The organism is Escherichia sp. WS33, assembly GCF_046486385.1.
Classification (GTDB): domain Bacteria; phylum Pseudomonadota; class Gammaproteobacteria; order Enterobacterales; family Enterobacteriaceae; genus ECMA0423.
In genome coordinates this window covers 22,887-39,055 of record NZ_JBJQLJ010000030.1, presented here as the reverse complement: position 1 = coordinate 39,055, position 16,169 = coordinate 22,887, and the positions used below count along the sequence as shown (strand labels likewise).

Annotated in this window: 22 protein-coding genes and 3 pseudogenes; 8 read left to right on the top strand and 17 right to left on the bottom strand. The window is 42.8% G+C overall.

All coding sequences use genetic code 11. The features are described 5' to 3' along the window. Positions 1–3: 3 nt before the first annotated feature. Both ACJHXA_RS19880 and ACJHXA_RS19875 read right to left on the bottom strand, forming a co-directional pair. The gene (locus ACJHXA_RS19880) at positions 4–1,239 is read right to left on the bottom strand and encodes a toxin co-regulated pilus biosynthesis Q family protein (protein ID WP_034169417.1); all 1,236 of its coding nucleotides are present in this window, start codon (positions 1,237–1,239) and stop codon (positions 4–6) included. A gap of 2 nt (positions 1,240–1,241) precedes the next feature. Continuing rightward, positions 1,242–1,541, bottom strand: coding sequence for a TrbM/KikA/MpfK family conjugal transfer protein (locus ACJHXA_RS19875; protein ID WP_000835763.1), 300 nt, complete (start codon positions 1,539–1,541; stop codon positions 1,242–1,244). 47 nt (positions 1,542–1,588) lie between these two features. Between ACJHXA_RS19875 and ACJHXA_RS19870 the strand changes: the two are divergent. Beyond that, positions 1,589–2,398 (top strand): annotated as a pseudogene (locus ACJHXA_RS19870) (DUF5710 domain-containing protein). A gap of 222 nt (positions 2,399–2,620) precedes the next feature. Here the strand turns inward: ACJHXA_RS19870 and ACJHXA_RS19865 are convergent. From ACJHXA_RS19865 to ACJHXA_RS19805, 13 genes are all read right to left on the bottom strand, one after another. Continuing rightward, positions 2,621–2,845, bottom strand: a complete 225-nt coding sequence (locus ACJHXA_RS19865; protein WP_000713562.1) for an EexN family lipoprotein — start codon at positions 2,843–2,845, stop codon at positions 2,621–2,623. An 8-nt stretch (positions 2,846–2,853) separates the two neighbouring features. After that, entirely contained in the window at positions 2,854–3,498 is a 645-nt protein-coding gene (locus tag ACJHXA_RS19860; protein ID WP_001310442.1) for a type IV secretion system protein, read from the bottom strand. 5 nt (positions 3,499–3,503) lie between these two features. Then, entirely contained in the window at positions 3,504–4,499 is a 996-nt protein-coding gene (locus tag ACJHXA_RS19855) for a type IV secretion system protein (RefSeq protein WP_001028540.1), read from the bottom strand. A gap of 3 nt (positions 4,500–4,502) precedes the next feature. Beyond that, positions 4,503–4,760, bottom strand: coding sequence for a hypothetical protein (locus tag ACJHXA_RS19850; RefSeq protein WP_000739144.1), 258 nt, complete (start codon positions 4,758–4,760; stop codon positions 4,503–4,505). Further along, positions 4,757–5,059: a hypothetical protein gene (locus tag ACJHXA_RS19845; protein ID WP_001360345.1), complete on the bottom strand. Its 303-nt coding sequence runs from the start codon at positions 5,057–5,059 to the stop codon at positions 4,757–4,759. Before ACJHXA_RS19845 ends, ACJHXA_RS19850 begins: the two co-directional genes overlap by 4 nt. Continuing rightward, positions 5,040–5,297, bottom strand: coding sequence for a hypothetical protein (locus tag ACJHXA_RS19840; RefSeq protein WP_001542015.1), 258 nt, complete (start codon positions 5,295–5,297; stop codon positions 5,040–5,042). The genes ACJHXA_RS19845 and ACJHXA_RS19840 overlap by 20 nt, the downstream gene beginning before the upstream one ends. A gap of 32 nt (positions 5,298–5,329) precedes the next feature. After that, positions 5,330–5,776 (bottom strand): hypothetical protein, encoded by a 447-nt coding sequence (locus ACJHXA_RS19835; RefSeq protein WP_001243165.1) that lies wholly within the window; start codon positions 5,774–5,776, stop codon positions 5,330–5,332. Positions 5,777–5,786: 10 nt separating this feature from the next. Beyond that, a complete protein-coding gene (locus tag ACJHXA_RS19830) occupies positions 5,787–5,957 on the bottom strand; it encodes a hypothetical protein (protein WP_000550720.1) in 171 nt (56 codons plus the stop codon). Between the two features lie 3 nt (positions 5,958–5,960). Further along, positions 5,961–6,404, bottom strand: coding sequence for an NfeD family protein (locus ACJHXA_RS19825; RefSeq protein ID WP_000964330.1), 444 nt, complete (start codon positions 6,402–6,404; stop codon positions 5,961–5,963). 373 nt (positions 6,405–6,777) lie between these two features. Next, on the bottom strand, positions 6,778–7,755 hold the full coding sequence (locus ACJHXA_RS19820) for an SPFH domain-containing protein (protein WP_000564239.1): 978 nt from the start codon (positions 7,753–7,755) through the stop codon (positions 6,778–6,780). Between the two features lie 2 nt (positions 7,756–7,757). Continuing rightward, positions 7,758–7,934, bottom strand: a complete 177-nt coding sequence (locus ACJHXA_RS19815; RefSeq protein WP_000753050.1) for a hypothetical protein — start codon at positions 7,932–7,934, stop codon at positions 7,758–7,760. After that, positions 7,927–8,142 carry a DUF1187 family protein gene (locus tag ACJHXA_RS19810; RefSeq protein ID WP_001127357.1) on the bottom strand — a complete coding sequence of 72 codons (216 nt, stop codon included), beginning with the start codon at positions 8,140–8,142 and terminating at the stop codon, positions 7,927–7,929. Before ACJHXA_RS19810 ends, ACJHXA_RS19815 begins: the two co-directional genes overlap by 8 nt. Continuing rightward, positions 8,135–8,587: a CaiF/GrlA family transcriptional regulator gene (locus ACJHXA_RS19805; protein ID WP_000101552.1), complete on the bottom strand. Its 453-nt coding sequence runs from the start codon at positions 8,585–8,587 to the stop codon at positions 8,135–8,137. Before ACJHXA_RS19805 ends, ACJHXA_RS19810 begins: the two co-directional genes overlap by 8 nt. Before the next feature lie 1,131 nt (positions 8,588–9,718). Here ACJHXA_RS19805 and repA point away from each other — a divergent pair. The 5 genes and pseudogenes from repA (at position 9,719) to ACJHXA_RS19780 (ending at position 13,253) form a co-directional block, all read left to right on the top strand. Next, the gene (gene repA / locus ACJHXA_RS19800) at positions 9,719–10,747 is read left to right on the top strand and encodes a plasmid replication initiator RepA (RefSeq protein WP_001175215.1); all 1,029 of its coding nucleotides are present in this window, start codon (positions 9,719–9,721) and stop codon (positions 10,745–10,747) included. A gap of 700 nt (positions 10,748–11,447) precedes the next feature. Continuing rightward, positions 11,448–11,638 (top strand): annotated as a pseudogene (locus ACJHXA_RS19795) (hypothetical protein). 649 nt (positions 11,639–12,287) lie between these two features. Further along, positions 12,288–12,440, top strand: a pseudogene (locus ACJHXA_RS19790) (DUF5431 family protein); the annotation flags it as partial. Further along, on the top strand, positions 12,385–12,507 hold the full coding sequence (locus ACJHXA_RS19785) for a Hok/Gef family protein (protein WP_223685802.1): 123 nt from the start codon (positions 12,385–12,387) through the stop codon (positions 12,505–12,507). The pseudogene ACJHXA_RS19790 and the gene ACJHXA_RS19785, both read left to right, overlap by 56 nt. A gap of 149 nt (positions 12,508–12,656) precedes the next feature. Continuing rightward, positions 12,657–13,253: a ProQ/FINO family protein gene (locus tag ACJHXA_RS19780; protein WP_000125165.1), complete on the top strand. Its 597-nt coding sequence runs from the start codon at positions 12,657–12,659 to the stop codon at positions 13,251–13,253. 17 nt (positions 13,254–13,270) lie between these two features. Here ACJHXA_RS19780 and ACJHXA_RS19775 read toward each other — a convergent pair whose 3' ends face one another. Next, a complete protein-coding gene (locus tag ACJHXA_RS19775) occupies positions 13,271–13,555 on the bottom strand; it encodes a hypothetical protein (RefSeq protein WP_001162371.1) in 285 nt (94 codons plus the stop codon). Positions 13,556–13,628: 73 nt separating this feature from the next. Continuing rightward, positions 13,629–14,294, bottom strand: coding sequence for a division plane positioning ATPase MipZ (locus tag ACJHXA_RS19770; protein WP_000532149.1), 666 nt, complete (start codon positions 14,292–14,294; stop codon positions 13,629–13,631). A 588-nt stretch (positions 14,295–14,882) separates the two neighbouring features. Here ACJHXA_RS19770 and ACJHXA_RS19765 point away from each other — a divergent pair. Then, positions 14,883–15,212, top strand: a complete 330-nt coding sequence (locus ACJHXA_RS19765; RefSeq protein ID WP_001542022.1) for a hypothetical protein — start codon at positions 14,883–14,885, stop codon at positions 15,210–15,212. 400 nt (positions 15,213–15,612) lie between these two features. Continuing rightward, positions 15,613–16,128, top strand: a complete 516-nt coding sequence (locus ACJHXA_RS19760) for a J domain-containing protein (RefSeq protein ID WP_001025393.1) — start codon at positions 15,613–15,615, stop codon at positions 16,126–16,128. Positions 16,129–16,169: the final 41 nt, after the last annotated feature.

Here is a 16,169-nt window from a genome sequence, read left to right as displayed (position 1 = left end):
CGATTACTCCTGTTGTGTGTCTTTAATTGTGATTACGCATTGTGCAATATTCCTGAATGCGTATAACGGTTTATCTGCTGAAAGATAAAGCATCAGCGTATCTTTTAATGCAGATTCAAAGTTTCCCCGGAAAATAAGAGGAGCATCTATTCTGTAGTTCACAGGAGTATCCCATACAAGATTCCAGGTTGAATTACCACACGGCGAACTTGACGCCCATTCTGTGAGGCCATCCCGCAGCGTCGAACCTTTTTTAAGATTCCAGGTGAGTTTTTCTGTCTGTTTTTGCGGAACGGTGACAGGCGTTAGCGATTTTTGAGGTAACTTGTCAGAGGAAACTGGTGTCCTGACAGGAGATGCAGGGGTTTTGTCAGGAGATACAGGTGCTTTTTGTGATGTTTTCCCTTTCTGTTGTTGAAAATCAATCAGAAGATGTCTTTTTTCGGTGTTCTTAATTACCGTCAGACCGTAGTTGCGAAGCATTTTATCCAGGACATAAGGCCATTGATCGTTGCCCTGCCAGGATATCGTGCGACGGAAAGTTTTCGTTACCTCCGGGGATATTTCAGCCGTCCAGTCCGATGGGACAATTTCTTTTAATGCTTTTTGCAGCGAGCCTTTACCATCATGGCGAACAAAGTAAATTTGCTTTTCAGGTGTTGATGGGCCTGTAAGCGTGGTGGCCGGAACAGCGTTGTTAGCGTTTTTTTTCAGAAAACCGCTTTTTGACATTAGCGGTGGTTGTTCAGGACGCGGTTTTGTCTGCTGATCAGTCTTTTGTGCCGTTTGTGCCTGATGGTTGTTGCTACTGATTGGCTTTGCGGGAGGGAGTGCTGGTTGTTCAGAATGCTGTTCAGTTGCTCCTTTGGCTGCTGTTTTTATCTCACCAGATGAAGTTATGCTGTTTGTTGTTGGCTTCAGAAAACTATTATTGCTGCCCTGGTTTTTTGGCGCTGTCGCTGATTGCTCAGAACGTGGTTTTACGGTTTCTGCAATACGAGGCGCGGGAGTTACGTTTATGGCTTCCTTTTTGAGATAATTATCATTGCTGTATTGAACAGTGCTGTTTGGCTGTGACACGGGCTGCTGAAGGACCACCCCGTTATAGTATGTGTCTGCCCTTACCTGCTCAATTGTGGTATTCAGTTCATACCAACCTCCTTTTGCCTGTGCGGGTTCAGGGGCATGGGAACACGCATTCAGCAATAATGTGGTGGGAATAATAATGATCTTTTTCATGGTTAACCCCAGGAACGTCCGAACTTACTCATGATTTTTGAGATCGCCGCAGGGTCTGCGGTCGTGCATTGATTAAGAAACGCTTTTCGGGCATCAAAGGTTTTGCTCCAGCGAATAGATCCCTTTTTCTTTTTGATGATATTAAAGAAGTCCTTTTCGGCGCTTTTGCATTCGCTCCCGCCGCCGCTACCGATAGCTTTACCGTACAGACAAAGAACGGAAGCACACGGATCAGACGCATATACGGGGGCAGAGAGTGCGATAGCACTTGCGGCAACCATCGATAAAATGATGGATTTCATGGTGTTCCTCCATATTTCAGGCAAAAGAAAACCCGCACGAGGCGGGTATGAATGAGCCATTAAAGGCGGAATTGCACTCTTTGTTTAGTTTTGATATCTATCCTGGTGCATCATCAGAACAGAATACTGGAGTTAAGTTGGCTATGGCGCGGTTTTATTTAAATGTTCCGTTTGAAGAAAAGGATTTGGCTAAACAAAAAGGGGCGCAATGGGACCAAGAACAACGGAAATGGTTTGTTCCACAGGGGAAAAATCCAATTTATTTTATTCGGTGGATAAAAGAATTAAATGAACATGATTACAATGTTTTTTCGCAACGTTTTTATATTGCGGAAAGTCACCAGTCTTGTTGGCGCTGTAAGAAAACAACTCCTGTGTTTGGTATTTTTTTACCTCGTTAGTATAAGTATAGAGACGTTATTTGGGGAGTTGATCCTGCCGAATGGGAAGATTGTATATTAGATGAATGGTATGAAACATCCTCCCCTAAGGGTATGGAGTATTTTGATTCAAAGAAAAATATGATTTATCGGTGGTTAACCAGTAGAGTATGGTGGACTGATTTAACGAAAATTGAAATAATTTCAACCTCTGCTCTCTCAAGGATTAATGAGTATTCAAAATTATATTATCCATCCCATAGCAAAACAGCAAAAATGAAGTATTACGCGAATCATTGTTGTCATTGTAACGCAATGCAAGGTGATTTTATGATGTTTAATGAGCCAGGGGGCGTGTTCTTCCCTGTAACATATGAACAGGCGGAGAAAATAAGATTCCATGAAGTCAATGAAACAATATTTGCCAAAGCAAGTTATAGTTTAATACCCGAAGCCGGAGGTTTCATAGATCTTTAAGCAAGATAAGACCCGCACGAGGCGGGTATTCTTTTAAATAGAATCACCTTGCTATAGGGAAGGTGATTCTATTGTAAACGTTCCATTAGATCCCGCACTGTCTTCTTGTACTCTTCTTTTTGTGCGTTGTTCTAATGCAGCACGAACATTAGAACTATTTATCAACTGGTCACTGCGTACAGCCAAAAAAAGCCCGCTTTGCGAGCTGTTTTTAATGAAGGATTATTGCATCATATTTTTAAATGCTTTACCCGATTGCTCTTTTTGAATGGCTTCACGCGCATTTTCGCAGTTTTGACCAGACATATCCCCTTTGCTGCATTTTTCGACAACATCTTGGGCTTGTTCAAGATGTTCAGTGTAGTAACTGACATCATAAACTTTGTCTTCACAAGCAGCTAAAAGGAAGCATGACAAGATAGTTAAAGTGCTTATGAATTTTTTCATTCGAACACCTATTGCATCATTAATTTAAACTTTTCTCGACTAACAGCCTCTTGTCTTGCATTTTCAGACGCGATTAGCTGTCTCTCTGCAATATCATATTGCTTCAATTGTAGCTCCATTGTCAATTTTTCTGTATTCAATTGGTTAGATAAGTCAGCTTTTTTTTGCGGAGTATCTGCTGACGCGAACTCCTTCTGTAACGTGGTTAATCTCTTAGCCCTTTCCTGCATTTCATTGTTGAAATTTTCATAGAATTTGATCTTAGCCAGGATTGCATCATATTTTTGTTGCGTCTCTGCAATGTTGCTTGATAAGTCATATTGCGATCGCAAAGAGCTAAGATCTGATTTTGCACTATTTGTTATTGTTGATAGAGAATCCTTCATATAGCTGGATGCGCTATCAAAGCCATTGCTGAAATCAGTGAAGCCTTCGAGTCTTTTCTTCTGTTCTTCAGCGTATCTTATGGTCTGTTCATATTGTTGCTTGAGTTGCTCAAGCTGTCTTGCCGCTTCAGCGGCACGATTTAGCCCTTCTTCAACTGTTTTAGCTATCGCTGTAACGTCTACTACTGGAATACCAGATGCAAAGATTGATGGTGATGTTACGGTAATTATTCCAGCAAAGAGAAATGATAATACTTTATCTTTCATGTTAATCACCCCGCTTTAAGTTTACTTCCACGGTTTAATCCCTGAACTAATGCTGATGCAGAACGACTTCCTGCATTAAAGAATGGATTTGGCATTTTGCTGGCAAATCCATTGGTGAAAGATCGGAGTCCTGATGCTCGCATAAAACCAGATGCAACCTTACCTCCAAAGCCATTAGCGGCTGATGTAAGGCCATTTATACCTACCCCACCTGTTAATGTAGAACAGAGTGTGCCAACTTGTTCTATAAGGAATATGGAAATAATAGTAATAAGGAAAAAGTAAACTACAATAGATAGTTTTATATCTCCATTAACAGGGACAACTGATTCAACGAAACTAATTAAGAAACTAAATGATATGCTATAGAATAAATTTAACAGTATATAGTTGAGACAACTGCCGACCCATGCAGTAAACATATTTCTGGTCGATGAAAATAGAGCGAAACAAATGAATAAAATGCCAGCGGAAAGAAGAATTCCAACCATGAAAGTTGATAGTGTCAAGAAAACAGTAGTGTAATAGATGAGAAGCATTCCGCCGATATAGCCAATCCCCCATACTAGATAAACCCCCATTTTCTCAGCAATTTGGAACTTTCCATAAATACTCATACTTGTATCAAGGAAGTTGTTTAAATTCGTAGATAGAGCGTTCCACAAATTATCAACACTGGTTGCAGTTCCTGAACCTCCAGTAACAGCAGCAGAAAGGTCGGAGCCAGCGTGCATTACAAAAGGAATAACAAACTGGCTGTAATAAGGCGCTGAATAAGTGAATGCACCAACCAGGGCGAATGCACCGATATTCTTCGTCACCTCGTTCATAAGGATGTCACGTTGGGCATACGTGATTTCATATATTAGATAAATAACGTATAAGGCTATAGCCGCAAAAAATGTAGGAGATATTGCCTGTGCGACCTTAGCGGCGTTCGTCGCCGCTGTGGATTCAACAATGGTTGTTACTTTCTCAAGAAATTCTGAAACAATGTTCATAGCTTAGTCCTTCTGGCAGATGAAGAGTTCACCAGAGGCACTAATATTTGGCTTCAGCTTAATTACCAGGTCTGTGCCGAAAAAAATTGCTTCTCCAATTTTTTGGAAATTTAATGTGGATTCTTCTTTATTGTAACTATAAACGTTGTGGGTCGCTGTCGATGTTTTGGTTTTACGTGGTGTAAACGCTTTTTTAATGATGTAATCGAGAGCGTGGCTGTTATGAGATGGTAAAGTGATTAAATCGTCGTTTTTTTTCATAATGTAGTTCTGATTTTTGAGGTTGAAGATAATTGTCGGTCAATGCTTTTGATTTTTTTTCGTATCTCAATTGGATTCGCCTCAGATAAGTTAGCAATGGATAAAGCCAGTTCGATTTGTAAAATTTTCCTTGTTTCGATGAGATTGATTTTTACTTGTGGTATATCACGGAAGACACCACAGCCGGTAATTGCTTTTGAAACGACACGTTCTGTATTCGCTATGCTTTTCTTTACTGTTCGAGGGGGGACATAACGTGCACGGCGAAGTTTTCTCAGATTAGCTTTTGCTTGAGTCATATTTGTATGCCATGAATAAATAAATGCTTTCTTCAAAGCCTGAATAAGCATAAACCAGTAATATGGTGGCTAAAGGCAAAGAAAAGGTGAAATGAATAACGGCATTCAGAACTGAACCGGTTAATGTATATAAGACAAACGGTGCTGAAAGTATGAAAGCACCCAGCAGGAAAGAAAAAACATTGCACGCCATTTTTAATAAAAATATTTTTATTAGGTGATGTTTTTTTCTGTACATTTCATCGTATCCTTCAGGGGGCTGTCACCTTCTCACGTTGTTGCTTCCATCGCGAGAGCTTCAACAAGTTCATTGATACAAGTCCGTTCTGCCGGAACTTCCCGACCTGTAACCGGGTCGAAAACGATATGCTCATTTTCAACGTAACGCAGGCGATCGTAGATTTTTTGACGAGCTTTTATCTTAATCACGTCCAGCTCTGCATGTTTTAACTTTTCTCGTCTATCGCCGATGAAAAATATTATCCATATGACAGCCATGATAATTGCCGTACAGGGGAGCATGTAGCTTAATACTTTTACAGCCACAGCAAATGTATCTTTGGCCCTTCCTGCTGCTGATTCAAGGATAAAAAAAGCTACAGTTATTATTATGACTGTGTATGTCTCGTATTTATTTACACCTCTAATACCAAATTTGCGTAATGTGGCTTTAGTTACAATCTCTGAAAGAGAAACACCTTCATTTGCGTTTCGCATTGAATTTTCCTCATACTATTCCTGTGACACTTAACACCATCAATAAAATATGTAATGCAGTAATGTTTTTTAGCGTTTTTTTGTAGGCTTCAATAAAATCCTTATCCAGAAGTCTGATAATAAAAATACATAGTGCATTCATCGCTGCTCCTGTAAGCGGAATTAACAACGAAAGATGCATGATTTATTCCTTGTTTTCACTCTTGTCTTCGATGGTCATTACTTTAAGAGTTATTCCTTGCATGTCTGTAACAATAACTCTTGTTCCCGCAGGGTAGTTTTCATTGTGTAACGTCTCAACAGGCCAGAATGTATCACCAATGAGTAATTGCCCCTTGCCGTTAACAATATCGTCACTGAGCGTAAATTCTTTTCCTTTAAAACGTGAATGCCCTGTGTTCACCAGGAGAGTGTCTAATTTCTTATGTTTTTTGTCATAGAAGAACTTAATTATCGACGCCAGTATGCTGATTGACGCAAAGAAACATATATTGGCTTCTTGTGATATCGGAAGAAAAAAGCCCATAATGGCGCTTGATAATGCACCAAGACTGATTAAGAGTAACCATCCCGTTCCGGTTATAATTTCAAGTGCAATACACAGAAGAAACAGTGTAAACCATAACATGGCTAATCTCCATGATAAAAGGCGGAGAGTGAATAAAGATAATAAAGGTGGTAACAAACGGCTAATACATTAAACAACAGACATAAACCGAAGAATATGCCATTCAAACTCCATATAAGCAGAGGCATCGTTGCTATCATGAGCGTCGAAGATCCCCAGTCTAGCCATCTTGGAAATATGGAGTCGATAATATGCTGTAGTCTTTCTCTTTCATTATTATCTCTTGTGATAGAAAGGAGAAAAAACCATGTTGACATGGGAATTATATACAAAATGATAATGATGCATGTATAAGTTTTCATTTTAATGGCTCACTCAGGAGTTAAGATAAGGACGGTGATTAAAATAATATTGTCACCGTCCGCTATCTTTTTTAAGACAAATATTGTTGAGCCTGTTTCATATCAACTTTGGGAGTATCCTGTGATACGTTTTTTAGCAGTTCACTGATACCTGCAACCGAACTCACCAGGCTACTTGAATCAAGCGGCATCATAACCAGTTTACTGTTTGATGCTGTGCCAATTGCCTGGAGTGCTTCAGTGTATTTCTGCGCAATAAAGTAATTAACAGACTGAACATCACCTTCAGCGATTGCATCCGACACCAGTTTTGTTGCGCGAGCTTCCGCTTCTGCCTGACGTTCGCGTGCTTCAGACTGAAGAAATGCTGATTGCCGTTCCCCTTCCGCTTTCAGTATTTGAGACTGTTTTTCCCCTTCTGCCTTCAGAATTTCTGACTGGCGTATACCTTCCGCTTCAAGAATCCGGGCACGCTTAGTTCGTTCCGCTTTCATTTGCGCGTTCATCGCTTCAGTCAGTTCTTTTGGTGGTTTAACATCCCGAATTTCAATACGTGTGACCTTAATTCCCCACGGGTCAGTCGCATAATCGACAACCGTTAACAGTTTAGAATTGATGCTGTCACGTTGAGAAAGCATATCGTCGAGATTCATTCCACCAACGACAGTTCGGATATTGGTCATAACAAGATTTGAAATAGCTGATGCAAGATTATCGACTTCATAAGCTGCCTTCGCTGCATCAATGACCTGGACAAAACAAACAGCATCGATAGTTACGTTTGCATTGTCTTTCGAAATAACTTCCTGTTTAGGAATATCCAGGACGGTTTCCATCATGTTGATCCGTTGACCTATGCGGTCCATAAACGGGATCAGGAAGTGAAGACCGGGGGAAAGCGTATGGGTATATTTACCAAAGCGTTCCACTGTCCAGGCATTACCTTGCGGCACGATTTTGACGGCAGATTTAACGAATATCAGCGCGACTAAAATTAATAAGAGTAACGGAATAGATGTAACTATTGGCGTAATTATAGCGTCAATCATGATTAATCCTCTCCCCATTCATCACAATATGCTTCAACCGGAGTTTTTCCTGCTTCATAATCACCGCGCCATGCTTCCGCATCGGCGGCATTTCCACCGCGTAACTCTGCGTAATCCATTAATAGCTCGTGCCATTCTTCAAATGTTACGGTTTGTTTAGTGGAACCAAAATCAGCCATATGTATTTCCTGCATTTTGTGGAGGTATCTCTTTGCAAATGAAATCTGAAATATGAACATCAACAGAAAAACACTTTCCTGCTTCTTTTTCTTTTGAGAAGTTTTTTCTGCATTCTTCAGCGGTCATAGGGAAGTCGCTGTAATGAGTCCATTTCACGGGGCCACCACCTGGTTTTTTGATGGTTGCGTTTATTTGGTACTTAGGCATTCAAAAATACCTCCACTCGATCACCTGTCTTTCTTGAACACATCCAGCGGCGCAGTTCTGTAAAACTATCCTGGATCTCACAACGGGTACTTTTCATTGTGACAGTTGGTATATTGTCGTAGCTGGCATATGCAATCTCTTTTTTGGGTGTGCGCAATATGCCTTTGTCAATATCAAGAATCCTGAACGCGCTAATTCTTCTTTTGTGCTCGTTAAATAGTGTTCGTTTAGTTGCTGTTATCTGCTTCTGTGCTTCCTGGTAAATGTAGGTAAGCACATCATAAGATTGTTGCTGTGTAATAAGGAAATTACGGCTAACATCCGTTGTTGTGAGCGTTTTATTATTTCTTAATCCCCAATAGGCCACGATGATATAGAGTGGATATCCTTTCAAATCTGCCACACATTCAGGAATGACAGGATTAATTTTTAACTTACGCGCCATATTTTCTCCCGGTTGTTTGTCTGAAATAGAAACATCCCCGGAATACAGCGTCATAAGCTAATTATGAAAAGTTGCAGCCACTCACTACAGGCTCTTTATCTGATTGTTCATCATCATGCATAGCTAAACCCCCTTACCTGGAGTGGAGACTGGCAAATCTGGTGTACTTCTGCGTTGCAGCCTGTACGACTTGCTCAGGGAGAGAGTGAGTGAGATTAACTCAACGCGAGTTCACCAAATAAGGGGGTTTAAGTATGCAGAATGATATTTGCGGATAAAGAGTCGTTACCTGTGTAGATGGCGCGGCACGTCACTCTGTTACGTAGCCCGTTGCTGACAGATGCCAGCGGTGCTTGAAATGCACGAATAATAACCTCCTTATGCCAGGGCTTTAGGCAATGACCGCTGTCCGGGGTTGTTAAAGAGCATGAGATGACAAGCGTTCTAACGGGCGTCAAAGAGTGCTCATTTTCCAGGCAATGAGCACAAAAAACGCGATGAACGAGCTTTTTACAATCATCTGGATAGTATTGTGTGTGCGACATTTAAAACCTGTCAATGCCACAAGAGCGATCTAATGATCTGGATAACATCTAAAAAACAGAATAATATTCTGTTTGTTAAATGATGTACGATCTAAAAATCTAGATAATACTGTTTGTGTGGTTTATTCGATCGTGTGAGTGGGTGTATGCAGTCAAAAAAACTTTTTTGAATATACAAAATTCTGAATTTCTGATTTTGTAAGGTTTTGTATGGGGAACGTCAGTAAAGAAGGGGCTTCAGTAGCTGTTCTGAAAACGATTTTGAAGCAGTCAGAGATGTGTGCTGAATCAAAAAGGAAACGAGCCAGGCTTGAACATCGTTGATCGATTGCGCCCATGCTGCTAAATTTGCAGGCAAGTTTTCCGCGATTTGTAAATGCAGAAAACGAGGTGCTGAAATTTTGTTCAAGAACGTAAATTTCAGATAAAGAAAACCCCCGTAATCTCGTGTTTTCCAGGCAGCGAAGATTAGCGGGGGCTGACATCAAGGCAGAGCCTTGAGCTTATTTATTTCAGGTATGCTTGTTACCTGAAATGGAGTTTAATTCCATGAGAAGGAAATATCAACTCTTACAGTGCAAGCTAAGTGCAGCTTGCTGTGATTAGCAAACGTCACTGGTCTGAACTATCACCGGAAGAGCAGGTCCGTTTCTGGCAGGACTACGAAGCGGGAATTGAAAGCTCATTCCTGGTCCCCCAGGAAAACAAAGGCGGAACAACAAAACGTCGCCGGGGTGAACATTCCACTAAGCCAAAGTGTGAGAATCCAGCCTGGTTCCGTCCCGACAGCTATAAGGCGCTGGGCGGACAGTTGGGCCACGCTTACAATCGTCTCGTTAAAAAAGACCCGGTAACTGGTCAGTACACACTCAGAATGCACATGTCGTTGCATCCATTTTATGTGCTGAAACGTCAGAGTGTCGGTCGCAAATATAAGTTCCGACCGGAAAAACAGCGGCTGCTCGACGCAATATGGGTTGTACTTGTGAGTTTTTGTGATCGTGGATTGCACACTGTCGGCATGTCTGTCTCCCGCCTGGCAGAAGAAATAAGTCCAAAAGACAGTAAGGGAAACGTTATTCCTGAAACCGCAGTCACAGTATCGCGCCTTTCCCGTCTGCTGGCAGAGCAGGTTTGCTTTGGCACGTTGGGAACGTCAGAAAAGACGATATGGGATCGTGAATCCCGCCAGCGACTGCCGAAATACGTCTGGATCACCGAAACTGGCTGGAAAATGCTGGGAGTTGATCTGGTGAAACTTCAGGAACAGCAACGTAAACGCCTTGCAGAAAGTGAAATCCGTCTGCAACTGATTAAAGAAGGCGTTATCCGCGAGGGCGAGGAAATCTCTGTTCACTCGGCTCGTAAACGCTGGTATGCGCAGCGTTCTCTCGATGCCATCAAGTTCCGACGAGAGAAAGCAGCAAAGCGCAAACGTGCCAATCGCCTTGCAAAACTGCCGTATGATGAACAGCGAAACGAAATTGCACGGTTTATTCTGAAACGTATGCCGCCGGACGAAGCGTACTGGTGCACTAAAGAAAGATTAGAGCAACTGGTAGCCAGGGATCTACGTCAGCTTGAACTGGCCCTGACAGCTTCGCCACCCCACTAGTTTAGCTGCCTGATACAATCGGCACTCTCTTCAGCCCCTTCGGGGCTTTTCGTGTTGCCTGCATTTCATGAAATTCCTCATTTTTGACGACCGTTTTTCATTTTGTCCCGCTCTGACAGTTTTTTGATGGCCACAATCGGGTATCGGAGCTAAACCGCCTTCGGTTATTAACAAAAACCCGCAAACGAATAACTTCAGAAAGCAGCAAACGTAGAAGATCAAACCCGCAATATATTCTTAACCCCTGTTCTTTAATCCCCTGCGTTGCTTCGCCGCAGGGAAAATATTTATCTTTGAAACAACTGTGGATAATTACAAAAATGCCTTCGCTTGCAGCGGCTAACGCCGCGCCGCTCAGAATATAAAAGTACCTCCCACCGCTTCGCGGCGGGCATATGGACTTCTGCCTAATGAAAAACAAAGCCCCTCCAACCCTCCTACAAAAAAACGCTGCAAATACTCAGCCACAGCGCCCAACCCATCACTGAAAAGCGCCGCCGCCCCCGCCCGAAGGGCGGGAACAACATCGCTTTCAATAATGGATGTTGTAACTAAGAAATTACATGGCTGTCAGTCTTCTGGCTGGAAGTACCAAGTACACGCTCGTAAGCGGTCCTGGCGGCCCGCTAACGCGGAGATACGCCCCGACTGCGGGTAAACCCTTGTCGGGACCACTCCGACCGCGCACAAAAGCTATTTCATGGCTGAAAGCGGGTATGGCTTAGCAGGATGGGGATAGGTAAGGTGAAACCTATCAATCAGTACCGGCTTACGCCGGGCTTCGGCGGTTTTACTCCAGTATCATATGTAACAACGGAGTGCCGCCTTCCATGCCGCTGGCGCGGCATCAAAAAAGAAAGCCCCCCAATGACGGGGGAAATAGCGTTTTGATCAAAATAATAATGCTAGTGTGCTTCTTGCGTGCCATTCCAGGCACAAACTAAATTTAACGTTTCGTTAACTACAAAGAAATCCGATGAGTTAATCACTTGCGAAATAAAAATCATATAGTAAATTACTATATGATTTTGCGTTGTTTCGGAGAATTAAAAAATGCCTTTGATTGAATACATCAACAAGTTCTATCGGGGGAATCAGGCATCGTTCGCCAGGCTGACCGGAGTTCAACCTGCGCAGGTAACACAGTGGATCAACAAAGGATTCATCGTGGTGAATCACACACTGTATAGTCCACGCCGAAAGCTGGGAATTTAATTCCTGGTCAATATTTGACATCCTCCACGCCCTGAAGGACGGGGATATAAGGCGCACTGTATCCTGTTGTCTGGCAGAAAAAAGAAAGCCCCGTAGTTAATTTTTCATTAACCCACGAGGCGATCCCAATACTTCAACAACACCAGGATAGACTTTTACCGCCCTTTACGCAATACCATGTATTTTCAAGTTTCTGGTCGATATATAATGTTGTTGGCGCTTGAGGCTTTCTGCCTCATGGCGAAAAGGTGGTTTGTATCTTGTTGTGCGGCAGAAAGAAGAAAGCCCCGTAGTTAATTTTTCATTAACCCACGAGGCGATCCCAATGCTTGAACAACATCAGGATAGCCTCTTACCGCGCGTTACGCAAGGAGAAGAAGGCCATGAAACAGCCGAAAAACGCCCTGACCTGGTGTTTATTAATCGTGTGCTGCACATTGTTAATATTCACGTATCTGACCCGGAATCGTTTGTGCGAGGTCCGGCTGAAAGACGGAGACAGGGAGGTTACGGCAAGTCTGGCTTACGAATCCAACGGTAAGTAGCAACCCGGAGGCGGGCGAAAGCCCGCCTTTTTGGGGATGATGTGGTTCTGGCATTAAGCGCCTTTACAAAGGGGGTATTCTGTACGGATACCCCCTTTTTCCATGTATTTTCAGGATATTAACTGGTGAATATGGTATAATTAGTCAATATGACAGCAATTATTGAGGCGAGTATGCAGCCCAAAAAAACACCCGTGATTGTGGTCAAAAAACGCCGCGTTCTGGTCATGCCAGAAAATCCTGTGGTGAATGAAAAGCCGCAGGAAGTACAAAAATCAGCAGTTAATGAAAACAAGAAAGTACAGAAGAAAGATGCTGTAGCAGAGAAAACACGTAAAAAGCAGCCTCAGCCCTGGTATTTGAAAAAACAAATCACTTTTCCCCCAAAATATCCGAAAGAATATTTTGAAAAGTGTTTCAATAAAGTTCGTGCTGTTTTTCCTGAACTATGGACAGACGAAAAAAAGAACTTGCCCCTGAAAAGCGGGATTCTCCAGGACGTTGAGAAATACCTGGCGGATAACCCGGATGTGGATCTGACGATTGAAGAGTGGAATTGTGCGGTTCAGGTGATGACGTTCCGGTGGCAATATCTTCAGAATTGTACTGTACCAGGCGCAACACGTTACGACCTTTACGGGAAACCTGCTGGTACAGTAAAAAAAGCACACGCAACTTATGCGCAACTGGTTCTCGATGCCCGTAAGAAAGCCAGCGAGAAGAAACAATTAAAACGTAAGGGATAAAGCCCCGAAGGGCTTTATCATTTCAGCCTGGCTGACTGTAGAATCCAGTGATTTTTTCCGTTTTCGTCCAGGCCGTGTTCGTAAGCTGCAAGAGCCGCTTTCATTATTGCTGTTTTTGTCTGGCCTGTTCGCAGTGCTTCCCGTTCCAGAATATCTTCGTAAACGTCCCCAAGCCGGACATTGGTCACTTTAGTTGCTCCCGATTTTTTGCGGGTAGCTTCATTGATGAATCGGGCTGTGTCTGCATTGGTTTGTTCTGTTTTTTGTCCTGGTATTACCGGAGTTTTCAAGTCAAGAGCCATTATATCACCTTTCGTGTGTTACATTAGCTTTACTGTGTAAAGCTAATGATGTAAAGCGATCGTATTACATCCATTAGGGATTGATGCCTAACTCTTGCGCCAAAAGCTCTATTTGTGCTTTAGCTGTAGAAAGGCTGGATGCGCGACGTACATCATGAACGCCAGCGCCTTCATTACAGGCCGCTTCAAAAATATCTAAATCTGAAATACGTGTACGAAGTGGCTGTATCCACACCGGGTTCTCCCGGAGTAACTTGTCGAGATCAATCGCTGCTTTTCTGTGGCGTGGTTTTGTCGTGTTAATTCTCGTGAAAAGTACCCAGGGTTGCAGGTCTGGATTGATCTGTTGAGCTGTGCGAACTTTTTCTGTTACATGAGTCAGCGTTTCTGCTTCGAAATCTGAAGACGGCTTAACGAGAGTAAGCAGAGTGTCAGCTACAGTTAAGGCGCTGCGAAATTCCTTGCTGTCATGACCTGGACAGTCAATGATCAGCACTTCACATATTTTTTTCAGGCGCTTAATGACTTCTGATACATCGCCATACTCTTCATAAACAGGAACCGGTAATAAGCCATTCTGCTTTCTTTTTTCGTTCCAGCTAAGAATATCATTGTTTTTATCGGTCTTCAGAATGATGACCGTTCGTGAATTATTTACCAGATAAGAAGCCAGGTTTGTTGCTGTGGTGCTTTTTCCTACACCGCCTTTATCTGATGCGACAAGTAATGCTCTCCCCATAGAAACCTCGGATATACAGTGTAAAGGTTTATTTGTCTTTACATTGTATTCATTATAGTTACGTTGTAAAGATGTTTGTGTCTTTACAATGTAATTGCTTTTGTGCTTTACATTGTGTGTATGTTACAGGGTAACTTTTCAGGATGCGATTTTGCCTGGTGTGTTGTTGCGCCCGTAGCTCGCTGACGCTCACACGCGCAGTACAGCGCCCCGCCCTGCTGCAATGCACCAGGACGGCGTAAACTCGCTGGCGCTCGCGCTAACTGCGGCATTCTGCGGCGCAAATCAGCATTATCATGGCCTGTTGGTCTGTCCTGGCTTTGCAGGGCGAAGGGATGGCCCTGTGCATCCTGGTATGTTCGTCAGCGGCTGCGCCGCGCTTCGGGGCGATGTGGCCCCGCTGCTCCCTGGTATTTTCTTTCGCCCCTTCTATCCGCTGGCGCGGATTAAAAAATGAGCAAACCATCAAATAACTTGCTGTTTTCAGGCAATAAATCTTGATAATACATCTAAATAGATGTATTATTGTTTCATCGAAAGGGGATTGGCTCCTTTCCTTCTTAAGTCCAAACGGACAGGAGATTTAAAATGAAAACATTGACTTTTAATAACGGCACTGTTTCTGTTGGCGATGTGTTTGTATCTTCCTGGGGATATGAGCAAACGAACGTTAATTTCTACCAGGTTATTTCTGTTCATGGCAAAAAAACAGTAACTGTTCAGGAGATTCGCGCTTCAGTTCATCGGACTCATTCAATGAGCGGATATAAGACTCCATTACTTAATGATTTCTGTGGTGAGCCATTAAAACGGCGAGTGCGTGATTATTACAGTTCGCCAGCAATTGAAATTGAGGAATTCGAAACAGCATATAAAGGATCACCGGAAGAAAAACACGAGTTCACATCATACTACTAAGAAAATAGTTGCAGGGGGTATCCCCTGCAACCATGTTAAAAATGTTAATAGTAGTATTTACCCAGGGGGTTTTAGTATGAATGATGGGGTAAAACTCCGTCCTTCAGGGCGTGGAGAATGCCGGGCTAATGCAGCAATGTAATGTTGCGCCCGTAGCTCGCTGACGCTCACACACGCAGTACAGCGCCGCGCTTCGGGGCGATGTGGCCCCGCTGTTCCCTGGTATTTCCTTTCGCCCCTTCTATCCGCTGACGCGGATTAAGAAACGAGCAAATCATCAAGTAAATTGCTGTTTTCAGGAAATAAATCTTGATAATACATCTAAATAGATGTATTGTTGTTTCATCGAAAGGGGATTGGCTCCTTTCCTTCTTAAGTCCAAACGGACAGGAGATTTAAAATGAATATCCAGGAAGCATTAAACGTTTTTGGATTATCCGGCGAATTAACTGAAAAAGATATCAAAGCAGCATACAGAAAAGCCGCTTTAAAATATCATCCAGATCGTAACCCGTTAGGGGCTGAACTGATGAAAGCGGTAAATGCAGCTTTTGATGTCTTGATGGCAAATATTGATAAAATAAATCAGTTCCAGAGCGCTGATGAACATGCACGATATAATTACGGTGATGACCTGGAAAAAGTATTAAACGTTCTTTCTGGTTTATCTGGTCTGGTATTTGAAGTGATAGGTAACTGGGTATGGATTAGTGGAGAAACTATTACACATAAGGAAACTTTAAAAGAAATCGGGTGTAAATGGGCGGCAAAGAAAAAACAATGGTTTTATCGTCCAGACGAACATAAAAGTTACTGGAATCGTGAAGAACACACGATAGAAGAAATCCGCGCAAAATACGGTACAACCGGACAGCGCAGGGCGACAGGGTGGCAACGCGTGGAAACCAGAGCGTAACCAGAACGGGGGCGAGAAGCCCCCGATATCATACCAGCCCG